The sequence below is a fragment of the Occallatibacter sp. genome, from assembly GCF_049802275.1.
In the GTDB taxonomy this organism is placed as follows: domain Bacteria; phylum Acidobacteriota; class Terriglobia; order Terriglobales; family Acidobacteriaceae; genus Telmatobacter.
Window position 1 is genome coordinate 18,600 of the sequence record NZ_JBARMD010000279.1, and the last position, 11,793, is coordinate 30,392.

The 11,793-nt window shown below is 57.9% G+C and carries 9 protein-coding genes; 4 read left to right on the plus strand and 5 right to left on the minus strand.

The window, feature by feature from the left end; all coding sequences use genetic code 11:
* Positions 1-26: 26 nt before the first annotated feature.
* Positions 27-1,907, minus strand: coding sequence for an APC family permease (locus WA354_RS09660; protein WP_472812798.1), 1,881 nt, complete (start codon positions 1,905-1,907; stop codon positions 27-29).
* Between the two features lie 470 nt (positions 1,908-2,377).
* Between WA354_RS09660 and WA354_RS09665 the strand changes: the two genes are divergently transcribed.
* Both WA354_RS09665 and WA354_RS09670 read left to right on the plus strand, forming a co-directional pair.
* The gene (locus WA354_RS09665) at positions 2,378-3,772 is read left to right on the plus strand and encodes an acetyl ornithine aminotransferase family protein (RefSeq protein WP_472812799.1); all 1,395 of its coding nucleotides are present in this window, start codon (positions 2,378-2,380) and stop codon (positions 3,770-3,772) included.
* A 395-nt stretch (positions 3,773-4,167) separates the two neighbouring features.
* A complete protein-coding gene (locus WA354_RS09670; RefSeq protein ID WP_472812800.1) occupies positions 4,168-5,202 on the plus strand; it encodes an SMP-30/gluconolactonase/LRE family protein in 1,035 nt (344 codons plus the stop codon).
* A 318-nt stretch (positions 5,203-5,520) separates the two neighbouring features.
* Here the strand turns inward: WA354_RS09670 and WA354_RS09675 are convergent, their stop codons facing one another.
* On the minus strand, positions 5,521-6,831 hold the full coding sequence (locus WA354_RS09675; RefSeq protein WP_472812801.1) for a vanadium-dependent haloperoxidase: 1,311 nt from the start codon (positions 6,829-6,831) through the stop codon (positions 5,521-5,523).
* Between the two features lie 192 nt (positions 6,832-7,023).
* Here WA354_RS09675 and WA354_RS09680 point away from each other — a divergent pair, with 192 nt between their 5' ends.
* The gene (locus WA354_RS09680; protein ID WP_472812802.1) at positions 7,024-9,042 is read left to right on the plus strand and encodes a winged helix-turn-helix domain-containing tetratricopeptide repeat protein; all 2,019 of its coding nucleotides are present in this window, start codon (positions 7,024-7,026) and stop codon (positions 9,040-9,042) included.
* A 319-nt stretch (positions 9,043-9,361) separates the two neighbouring features.
* Positions 9,362-9,838 carry a YraN family protein gene (locus tag WA354_RS09685; RefSeq protein ID WP_472812803.1) on the plus strand — a complete coding sequence of 159 codons (477 nt, stop codon included), beginning with the start codon at positions 9,362-9,364 and terminating at the stop codon, positions 9,836-9,838.
* Between the two features lie 380 nt (positions 9,839-10,218).
* Here the strand turns inward: WA354_RS09685 and iscX are convergent, their stop codons facing one another.
* The 3 genes from iscX to WA354_RS09700 all read right to left on the minus strand — a co-directional run.
* Positions 10,219-10,437, minus strand: coding sequence for a Fe-S cluster assembly protein IscX (gene iscX, locus WA354_RS09690; protein ID WP_472812804.1), 219 nt, complete (start codon positions 10,435-10,437; stop codon positions 10,219-10,221).
* Positions 10,438-10,518: 81 nt separating this feature from the next.
* Complete coding sequence (locus WA354_RS09695; RefSeq protein WP_472812805.1) at positions 10,519-10,932, minus strand: 2Fe-2S iron-sulfur cluster-binding protein; 414 nt, start codon at positions 10,930-10,932, stop codon at positions 10,519-10,521.
* Positions 10,933-11,016: 84 nt separating this feature from the next.
* Positions 11,017-11,793: Hsp70 family protein (locus tag WA354_RS09700; protein WP_472812806.1), on the minus strand; the 777-nt coding region annotated here is incomplete at its 5' end.

The window sequence follows — 11,793 nt, forward strand, 5'->3', positions numbered from 1 at the left end:
GCACGGCACCCACCGGTTTGACGCGTTCAACTGACATGAACCACTGGGCGGTGAGAGATGTCCGGCACAGCCTTGCGTAGAACCTCATGCGTGAGCGGGGCGGCGTCTCCCTCGCCGAGGAAGAGAAAGCGGAAGATATTCGCCACCGGATTGCCCTCTTTCCACTTGAAATAGATGTGCGGGACCTGGCCGGTGATCTTCTCGATCTGAATGAGCAAAGCTGCGATGGAATTCGACACCATCGGACTTCGTGCGTGAAGAACGCAATGCCCCCCAACCCGCTTGCCCTCGACAGAGAGATGCTGATTAAACTCCGAAGCGTCTGTTCGCTCCACCTCCAGGAAAACGATTGGCGCGTGTGCGGGAAGTCCGTGGAACTTCCGCACAAGGCCTTCAATATGGTTGAGATCTTCGGGGGTCGCAACACCCTTGGGCCGGCGCGGAATGATCCGAAGCGGCTGGCCGGTAGCGGAGTGGATAATGCTGAGTGCCTCGTCTGAGAACTGGACGCCAGTGATGCGGAGTTCAGTGGAGCGCGTGGCGCGCGAGACAAATGAAACGAACATGATGGTTGCGATGAAGATGCAGGAAATCTTCAGACCTTCCGGCCGCTCCCAGATGTTCATTCCTGTCGTGTAAATAAAAATCAGCGCCACCAGCATCGAGGCCCAGCGCAGGCGCGAATGCCACATCGAGAGGGTCACGGCGCAGGCTGCCGACGTGATGAGTACCAGCACTCCCGTCGCATACGCCCCTCCCTGCGCATCCACATTGGCGTGAAATCGAAACGTAACAAAGAAAGCCACGCCCATGAAAACCAGCACCAGCGGCCGTGCTGCGCGTGCCCATTCAGGCGCCATACCAAAGCGGGGCAGATAGCGCGGAATCAGGTTCAGCAGACCGGCCATTGCCGATGCACCGGCAAACGCAAGAATCAGGATGGTGCTGATGTCATACGCAGATCCGAAAGCGCTGCCGAAGTATTGATGCGCGAGATATGCCATGGCGCGGCCGTTCGCGTCGCCTCCATCTGCAAAGGCCTGCGCAGGAATCAAAACAGTGGTCACAAAGCTGGTGGCAATGAGAAAAACGCTCATGATGCCCGCGGCGGTGGTGAGCAGCTTCTTGGTATTGCGAATGCGCGCCTCGAGGTCAGCGCCGGCAATCAGCGGCATCACCGCCACTCCGGTCTCAAAGCCGGATAGACCGAGAGCGAGACGAGGAAAAAGGAGCAGGCAAACGGCCACGATTTTGAGCCAATGGGGATCTTGCTTAAAGATCGCGAGCTTCCATTGCGCAACGATTTCCGGATGATGCAGAATCACCATCGCTGCTCTTACGGTGACAATCGCATTCAAGACAAGATAGGCAGCGACGAGTACAACGGCGATACCGATGGCTTCTTTGAAGCCTTTCAGAAATATCGCGCCCAGAATTGCAAGCAGAAGCAGCGTGACGAGCATCTGGCTCGAAAGCCACTTTGGCGCAAAAGGGTTGTGAACGAAGTGTGCCGCTGCGTCCGCCGCCGACAGAGTCATGGTGATGATGAAATCGGTGGTCGCGAATCCCAGCAAGGCTAGGACAAACAGCTTGCCACCCCACTCTGGAAACAGCCGCTCCAGCATGGCGATGCTACCCTGGCCATTGGGGCTGGCCTGGGCAACAAGCCTATAGAGTGGCAGCGCTGCAAACAGCGTGACCAGAACCAGCACCAGCGTGGCAAACGGAGAAAGTACGCCGGCAGCGAGAAACGCGATACCCGGCTGGTAACCCAGGGTGGAAAAGTAATCCACGCCCGTGAGGCACATGACGCTCCACCAAGGGTGCACCGGCTCAGCCGGTCCGTGCACTCCTTTGGGGAGTCGCAGATCGGCCAGCAGCCAGTTTGCCAAACGCAGCTTTGTCATCCGATCCGGTTACCTTCCCCGCCAGTCGTCAAGTTCAATTGGATGCTGACATTGCTAACAGGCACAGTTGTAAATTAAATGGTTGCAGCGGGAAACGGGATATTCAAGACAACCCAATCCCCAACGCCCTATCGCGAATCCGATGGAAAGCCGCTGTCTGCCCGTGCTATGCTGCGACCAGCGGGGGCTCCATGCCAAGGCAATTTTCAAGCGCTCTGCAGCCGATTCCAGCTACGAAACGCTGGTCGCGGGCGCGCGCGCGGAGCATCTGCCCTCGGCGCCATCTGCGCATTCTGCCCACCCGCACACGACCTAGTCTCTTCGGCGGCGATTAGTTCAGGACCGCCGAAGGCCCTCGCCTGCTCTCGTGGAAATCACAAATCCATGAAACAGAAACGCCCCATTCCAATCGGGGTCGCGGCTTTGCCTCATCCGGCACCGCCCAAACGAAACTGACGAGGAGACTAGAGATGAATAAACAAGAATTACATGCCAGGTTTGGACCAAAGCTTGTAGGTTCTCTGCCAGGCCCCAAGGCCAAAGCCGCCGTTGAGGCGGACGATCGCCTGATCTCGCCCAGCTACACGCGCTCCTATCCGCTGGTTGCAAAGCGCGGTCGCGGTATTCGCGTGGAAGATGTGGACGGCAACGAATTCATCGACTTTGCTGCGGGCATCGCCGTCACTTCTACCGGCCACTGTCATCCCCAGGTCGTCGCAGCAATTCAAAAGCAGGCCGCTGAACTCATTCACATTTCGGGTACCGACTTCTACAACGAGCCACTCACAGATCTCGCCGAAAAGCTTTCGGCTGTGGCGCCAATGCCGGGACCGCATCGCTTCTTCTATGGCAACTCCGGCGCCGAAGCGATCGAGTGCGCGCTGAAGCTGGCGCGGTATCACACCGGACGCCAGCACATTATCGCGTTCCTCGGCGCCTTTCACGGCCGCACCATGGGTGCGCTCTCGCTGACCGCCTCAAAGCCGCAGCAGAAGCGCCGCTTTTCGCCTCTCGTTCCCGGTGTAACGCACGTGCGCTATCCCTATGCCTATCGCGGATGCACGGGCGGACCCCAGGAGGAGGAAGCCTTCAGCCTGGGCTGCGCGCGCTACATCGAAGAGAAGCTTTTCAAGACGATTTTGCCTCCTGAAGAGGTGGCGGCGATTTTTGTCGAGCCAATCCAGGGAGAGGGCGGCTACGTGGTTGCGCCTGATAATTTCCTGCGCGAACTGCGCGGCATCTGCGATCGCCACGGAATTCTGCTGGTTGTTGACGAAGTGCAGTCGGGTGCGGGTCGCACTGGCAAGTGGTGGGCGATTGAGCACTCGGGCGTGCAGCCGGATATCGTCTGCATGGCCAAGGGCATCGCCAGCGGCATGCCGCTCGGCGTGTGCATGAGCCGCGCGGAGATTATGGACTGGGTTCCCGGTTCGCATGCGTCGACGTTTGGCGGCAATCCAGTCTCGATTGCAGCGGCGCTGGCCACAATTGACATTCTGGAACAGGGGGCCATCGACAACGCAGCGAAAGTCGGCGGCAAAATGCTGGAACGGCTGCACGGATGGAAGAACACGCATGCCCTCGTCGGCGACGTCCGCGGGCGTGGCTTGATGATCGGCGTCGAATTGGTGAAAGACAAGACGACGCGCGAGCCCGCACCAGCTCTGCGGAACCGCGTTGAAACTCTGTGCTTCGAAAAGGGCCTCATGATCCTGGGCTGCGGCGAAACTTCGATCCGCCTTTGTCCTCCGCTCGTCGTTACCGAAGACGAAGCCACCGTCGCTCTCGACATTCTTGAAGACTGTTTGACGCAGGTTGAAAAAGAGTCTGGCGCAACGCGCGAATTGGCAAGTGTCAACGGATAATCGTTGCAAACCTGCGATCGTCTGATGCAACAACGTCTGGGTGCCCCATCCATGCGACATCTTTTCGTCGCGTGGGTGGGAAAGCTCGGTGCCCCACGTCCCGCTTCCGGGACATGGGATACCACCAATCACGGCAATCTCTTCAATTGCGGTTGAACGCAACCACTGCACCCAGGCGCAGCCACTGAATTTGTACTTGGGAGGAAGCGGCAGCCTTCAGACTGCTGAAATCATGCGCCGAAAGCCATTGGCCTTTAGGCTCGGACGATACATGTCCGGATTCCCCACCATAAAACCGAAATACAGATTGAGAATTCAGTCAAGGTTGCGCTTTCGGCTACAGAGAAGGCCGTGATAAGGTCCCCGTAGCAGATTCTTCTGCCAAAGAGAGACCGATGCAGAGACGCACTTTCGTCAGCATGGCGACGGGCGCGACAATGGCCTTCGCTTTGAAACCTGGCGTTCTTGCCAGTGAGCAGGAACCAGAACATCCAGTTCCCTATCCCGATCCGGCAGTAGAAGTTGTTGATCCCCGGTTCGCGAAATATCACATCATCAGCGCGGCGGTAGAGCGCTTGTTTACAGGTGCGCGCTGGACAGAAGGTCCGGTGTGGATTGGCGACGGTGGATACCTTATCTTTAGCGACATTCCCAACAACCGTATGCTCCGATGGCTGGAGGAAACGGGAGAGGTCACTGTATTCCGCAGCCCCTCGAATTACAGCAATGGCAATAGCCGTGACCGGGTGGGGAGGCTGCTCACTTGCGAGCACGACACACGCCGCGTGACGCGGACCGAATATGACGGCACCGTCTCAGTGCTGATGGACAGCTTTCAAGGCAAGAAGCTCAACGCTCCGAACGACCTGGTGGTCCACTCCGATGGGGCCATCTGGTTTAGCGATCCTGGCTATGGCATCATGTCGAATTACGAAGGCCACAAAGCTGCATTCGAACTCCCGGCCAACGTTTACCGGCTCGACCCGACAACGCGCATGGCAACAGTTGTGGCCAGCGATCTGGAGAAACCCAACGGACTGTGCTTCTCTCCCGACGAGAAACTGCTTTACATTGTGGATAGCGCAGTTCCAAAGCACCCGGATGCTCCGATCCCGATTCGGGTGTATGACGTTGTGGATGGCGCGAGGCTGACGAACGGGCGCATGTTCGTAAACATGTCGCCGGGTACTTCCGATGGCATTCGCTGCGATGTGGACGGCAACGTTTGGTCCGCTGCCGGGTGGGCCGGGAAAGACTTTAATGGGGTGCATGTCTTCGCCCCCGACGGCACCCTCATCGGAAAGATTCATCTTCCTGAAACGTGCGCCAATCTCTGTTTCGGTGGCACTAAGAGAAACCGCTTGTTCATGACTGCGAGCCAGTCTCTTTACGCCCTTTATGTCGGGACAGAAGGCGTCCGGATGGCTTGATGCGAAGATTTGTCCAGAGTTACTGACCACTCATTCCTTCATTCCGGGCGGGTCACCGTCCACCTTCCGTTACGTAACTGAAGAGTAGCCCACAATCCAACCACGACTCGGAGAATGACCTCAATGAGCGATTTAGCCTGTTAGCGCGAATTGAGAGCACAACTTGGAGCGCTAACCTGTGGTTTTCCCGGATGCGTCGTCCAGACTCAGTAGTCAACTTCCGGACAGAGAACGTGTGCGGCCTCGTCTGCGGGTAACGTGACCGCACAATCGCCGTACCTTGTAACACAAATGGCGAATCGTTTTCGACCTGATCACTCAGTCATCGTCGCGGTCATCATCCCAGTCATCATCCTGCACCGGACGCAGGTTGTGCTTGTAGACTGCTTTGCCGACAATGAGCCCCAGCAGCGCTCCTGCGTCCTGGTCGGTTCGAAAATGGATCCCGCCGTAAACACGAGCGTCGCTGATGTCGTCGGTAATCTGCCTGAACGAGGTGTATTGCAGGACGATGGTGGGCACGGCGGGGTTTGACAGCGTCATCGAATGTCCAGCTTCGCCGTAGAGACGTCTCATGACCGCCGCTGCTGCATTGGCTGCGCTGCCGTGGTTTGAGGGATAACTCGGGAAACAGGGGGTCACGATGAAGGGCAGCCAGTCCGGATCGGGGTCGGTTTTCCGGTTGCTGTCCGTGTCACCCGCACGGATCGCGGTTTCGGGGCGCCAGAAGTTGTAGTGGTATTTATTGAAGAACGCTGCGACCAGGCTGTCGTTGATCGCCATGTTGATCAGGGCCAGAGCTCGGGCATTCTCAGACAGCGTACGTCGCTGTTCCTGCGCGATCTGCCTTGCGGCCTGGTTGAATGCCTGAGTTGGTGAGGTTGCCGCGTAGTAGGTCGCGACATCTGACCGATCTGGTGGCCTCTCGGTGCTGTCGAGGCTTCCCACCGTCATCACCTCGTTGTACGTCTTCGCGTATTTGTTACTCGCAAGCGCTGGCGGAGGACCGAGGAGAAACTCCCTCGCGCTCCGGATACCGAACGGGGTTACGTTCCGCCATTGAAATGCGATTCCGGAGGCGATTCCATTCACCTTTGGACAACTCGGCGTGGCCTGCCATTCGCCGGGAACAGGCGGACCGGGTGTCTTGAACTGCGCAGGCGACGACCCGTCGTTGGCGCGAAGAGCGATCAGTGCCATGGCTGCGGCATCGCCCGTTGCTATGCCGTCAATCTTGGCCTGGCCGTCCGGTATCAAAGCCAGCGAGTTCGCGAGGGCTGCGTCGAGATTCGAAGCGCTCGCCGGGAAGTAGGTTCTGAGCACCCGATAGCTGGCCTGGACAGCTGCTGCGTCGGCTGAGGCGCCGTGGGGCGCGACGATACTCCCAAGATACGGTCGATAGTCGCCGGTGATAGCGTTGACGGCTTCAAAGACAGCGACCTGCACAATCGCTGCAAACCGCGCCTGGGCGAACGGGTTCTGGCCGTTCGCAACGGCTGTGTCTACCGCAATTACGTTCCAGTCCAGGACGGAATCGGCTTTTGCCACGGCAGGCCCGAACAGCAGAGTCGCCATCAGCATGCACAGACCAAAAGTCCTCTTCCCCGCGCCACGATACATACTCTTCATTGTGCCTCCCCGAATTCTCACTGCCTCTTGGTCAGTGATGAGCGTCATTCTTCCGGTAGAGGGCATGGTTGTCCATACCGAAGCGCATGTCGGGACGTTATGTTTTGTGTCGCGCTAAGCGCAAGCATTAGCGGCTCTTAAACCCCATGTTGTGGAATTGGTGTAAGATCGTGGCACTTCGGAAGGCGGCGCATGCCCTCCCAGCCGGTTGGACTCCAGGAATCTATCCTCTTCGGCGAAGACTTCGAGCTCGATCTTCGGCCTCGCAGGCTGCGCCGCGGCGGGCGTGTGCTGAAGCTGGAGCGCATCCCGCTGGACATTCTTCTTCTGCTGCTCGAGCACCCGGGCGAGATTGTGACTCGAGAGGAAATCGTGGCCAGGGTATGGGGAACCGATGTCTTTCTGGACACGGACAACAGCATCCGGGGCGCAATCCGCAAGATTCGACAAGTTCTGAAAGACGACCCCGAGCAGCCGAGATTCATACAGACCGTAACCGGACGGGGATATAGGTTCATCGCGCCTGTTGTTTCTCCCGGAGAAGAAGGCTCCGCTGAGTTGATCGGACTTGAAGGACCAGTTGCTCGCACAGACGCTCAGAGAGCTATTTTGGAGCCCGCGGATGGTCGGCAAGACAATGGGCTGCACGTGGGCGACGAACCAGAGCCGGCAGCGGCAGAGTTCCCAATCGCCGAAGGCGCGCCAGTACTAGGGCATCGTCGTTCTCGCACGTGGCTTCTGGTTGGCATGGCTGCGCTGGCGCTTCTTGGTCTCGTGGCGCTCCCCGCATGGTGGCGCTGGCGAGCGAGAGTGGCCGCCGCTTCCCAGCCCAAGACAGTGCTGGCAGTACTGCCGTTCGACAATCTGAGCGGAGACGCTGACCAGGAATTCTTCAGCGACGGGCTGACTGACGAGATGATCTCCCAGATCGGAAAGCTGAACAGGGATCGATTAATAGTCATCGCTCGCAGTTCCATCGCGAAGTACAAAGACAGCAAACAGACTGCGAAGGAGATCGGTCGAGAACTGAACGCCGACTATCTTGTTCAAGGCAGTGTTCGAGGTTCGCCGGACCGCGTACGCATCACAGTTGAGTTGATCGATGCCAAAAAACAGACGGACGTCTGGACCGAGAGTTACGACCGCGAGCTAAAAGATGTGCTTGCAGTGCAAGACTCCGTGGTGAGGAGCATCGCAAACGAGATTCACATTGTTCTGGCCGAAGACCAGAAGAGGCGTTTGGCAAGTTCGCGGCAGACCGTGCCCGAAGCATACGTGGAGTATCTGAAAGGCCGCTACTACTGGAACAAGCGAACCGGAGACAGCATAGCAAAGGCGGAGCAATACTTTCAGCAGGCGATTGACCGCGATCCAACCTTCGCCGCGGCTTATTCCGGGCTGGCCGACTGCAACAGCGGACTCGCGTGGCACGGGTTCAAGGCCCCGGCGGACTCGCTCCCGAAAGCTTACGCAGCCGCTCGCAAGGCAATTGAAATCGATCCGGAATCGGCTGAAGCCCACGCCTCGCTGGGACTGGTGCTGAGCCATCGATGGGAGTGGGCCGGAGCAGAAGCCGAGTTCAGGCGCGCCCTGGAACTGGATCCTCAATACGCGAACGCGCATCACTGGTATGGAGACTATCTTTCGATTAGGGGCCGCCATGACCAGGCACTCGCGGAGGCGCGACATGCTTTGGCACTCGATCCTCTGAACCTGACGATCAGTACATGGGTAGGACTTCGCTACTACATGGCGCGCAACTATTTCGCCGCAATCCAGCAGAATCGCGATTCTGTTGAGATGGACCCGAATTTTGCAACTGCGCACCTTGTTCTCGGAGAGGACTATGTGCAGGTAGGCATGCACAACGAAGCAGTGAACGAGCTGAAAAGGGCGGCGAGTTTGTCTGGAGACAGCCCATTGTATACGGCCCAGGTTGCGATCGCCCTAGCGGCTGCAGGCCGGAATCGCGAAGCACTCCAAATCGCGCACGAATTGGAAGCGAACGCGAAGAAGCGTTACGTCTCGCCGTATGCCCTGGCTCAGATTTTCGCAGCGCTGAAGATGGATCGGGAGACATTCACGTGGCTGGAGGCCGCATGGAGCGATCATGCTGTCTGGATGGGGTATCTCGCCGTAGACCCGATTTTTGACCGCTATCGTTCCGATGCGCGTTTTCAGGAACTGCTCGGGCGCGTAGGCCTGCCTTGACTCAGCTACGGCTGTCTTAGAGAACCGCCAGCATGTTCGCGGTAGACGGGCGGTGAATGAGTGTCTCGATCGGCGATGTGCTCACTGACCTAGATTCGTACCTTTCAATTCGGCTTCTCGAGCGTCTTCTGTGGCTTAGCCTAAGTTCCGGGCGAGTCACCGCCAACTCGGTAGTTATAAATTGAGCCACATTCCGCGGCCCATCCCAGCTCTAAATCACATACAACCTTGAAAGCCGCAAACCTTGCCGTTCAGCCAACGTTAGTTCTGCTCCCTGCGAGTTGCGCCGACGCTCCATTCCGCCGAGAATAGGTACGCAATGAATCTGCAAAAGATGCGAGTCGGCTGGTTGGAGCGTTCGCTTGCCGGGCTCAATCGGTTCGCGAACAAACGCGGATCGAATGCGATGCCCGCTCATCTCGTCATCGGCATCGAAGGCGAAGACGCGGCGCTGTTCCACCTGCAGCGCAAAGGCTACACCGTCGTTGCCCGCCGCTGGTCATCCGGAGATGTACCCGGCGATGTGGACCTGATTGCGTGGGACGGACCGATGCTCTGCTTCATCGAAGTAAAAACGCGCACCGCTCACGACTTGACTCCAGCCGAAACCGCCGTCGATGAACACAAGCGCAGCGTACTCCGCCGCCTTGCGCGGAGATACGTTCGACAGTTGCCGCAGCAGTCTGCGCCGCCAGTGCGGTTCGATGTGATCAGCGTCTACCAGGTGCCGGGGCACGAGCGGGAGTTCCAGCACTTTGAAGGCTCATTCGGCTGGGGCGAAAGCACACACTTCTAACCGCTGAGTTGCGCCCGCGTTTCGCTGTCAAGTTTCCTTTTCTGACGTGCGGCCCAAGCTCTTCATTCCACTCAGAATTTGGCTCTTCCAACTTTGCAGGTAATTTCCCGGTTCCACCGCACAATGGAGATGTATCGATCAGAAGCAGCATCGCCGGTGATTCCTGACGTCGCCCAGGCGCGGGTCCGTAACTCCCTTGTTTGGGAACATCTACGGCTAACCTCAATGGGAAGAAATATTTGGCGCTAGCCCCCCGCTGCAAGCTCATGAATATAGGAAACTTCCCTAAAGAGACCGGGTAAAGGGTACGTCCACTTCCGACACTAATGCGGCTGATACTTGGGCCGCCGGAGATTCATGAACCAGAACAGCCGGTGCCTTCAACCCTTTGCTTCCTCGAACTCCTCGTGCCACGCCATCTGGATCGCTTCCAGCCGCGACTCGTTCGACTTCGCCGGATCATCCGAGAAGCCTTCGAGTTCGGTCACGTACTTGAGCAGGTCGGTAAACCGTACCATGAGCGGATCGATGTCGGGGAACTTCTCCTGAAGCTGAATCCCGATCTCTTCCGAATCGGTCCACATGATTTCGCGCGGCATCGTTTGCTCCTTGCATTGAGTCGAATTGTTCCGCCCTTTCACCAGCCAAGGTGAGGAGATCGGGCAAGCAGGTTGGCGCTGCTACTTGCCTTCAGCCATGGCCAGCGGCTTGCCTTCCGACGTGTAATTGCGGTTCCACTTTGGAATCTCGACGACATAGTTGCCGGGCTTGGTAATGACGGCCTGGCAGCCAAGCCGCGAATTCAGTTGCTGATCGGCAGCCATGTCCATTCGATCAAGCTCATCGTCGTCGGCTTCGCTGATGCCTTCCTGGTCCTTGATCCATAGGTGGCAGGTGGTGCAGGCGCAGACGCCTCCGCAGGCGTGGTCGAGAAAGATGCCGAAGTTCTCGGCGACGTCGAGGAACGACATCGGCTTGCCGTGATGATCGTAAGGCATGGTGCCGAACTCAAATTCAACCGTCTTACCTTCGGGCATAAAGGTCACGCGAACCAGTTTGTCCGGCGGAATGTTCTGTGTATTTGCTCCACTCATTCGAATTGCCTCCTTGCTACCGTCTAACTCCGCGAACAAGCGCGACGTGCTGCTAACAGTCGCGAAGCGATGCTAACTCCGCTTTTACTTGAACTCGGCGGGTGCCATCGGATGCGGTGCAGTTACTTCTTCGCCTAGTTCCTCGTCAGCGGCGTCCATCGTCTTGCCGCGAATCGCCGTAGTCACTGCGGCTTCCATCATTAACTCAGCAAATCGCCGTGTGGCCAGGTCGAGCGCTGCCGTTGCTTCTCGAATAGAGGCAAGATCATCGCCCTGTTTCACGCTCTGCAGTCTGTTCTGCGCGGCCATGATCGACGCCTGCTCTTCGCCGCGCAATTGCTGCCACGCTGGATTCTCCGGTGCGCGTTCGACGGCCGCAAGTATTGTGTCAGCCTCGTTGCGCGCCTCGATCAAAAGCCGCTTGGCAAAATCTTCCTCTGCATGATCGAACGAATCGAGAATCATGCTTTCAACCTGATCGTCAGTCAATCCATACGTCGGCTTCACTTCAATCTGCGCCGCCTGGCCGCTTCGCTGCTCGCGCGCAGAGACCTGCAAAATGCCGTCGGCATCGATGAGGAACTTGACCTCGATACGCGGCAGGCCAGCACTCATCGGTGGAATGCCCTTGAGGTCGAAACGCGCCAGCGACCGGCAATCAGCCGCGAGTTCGCGCTCGCCCTGAACTACGTGAATTGCAACATTTGTCTGTCCGTCGACGCCGGTGGTGAAATGCTCAGTCGCTGACGCGGGAATCGTGGAGTTGCGCTGGATGATCCTTGCAACCGTTCCACCCAGCGCTTCAATGCCCAGCGAAAGCGGCGTCACGTCCAGCAACAGCATCTCTTCGGTTGTCTTCGA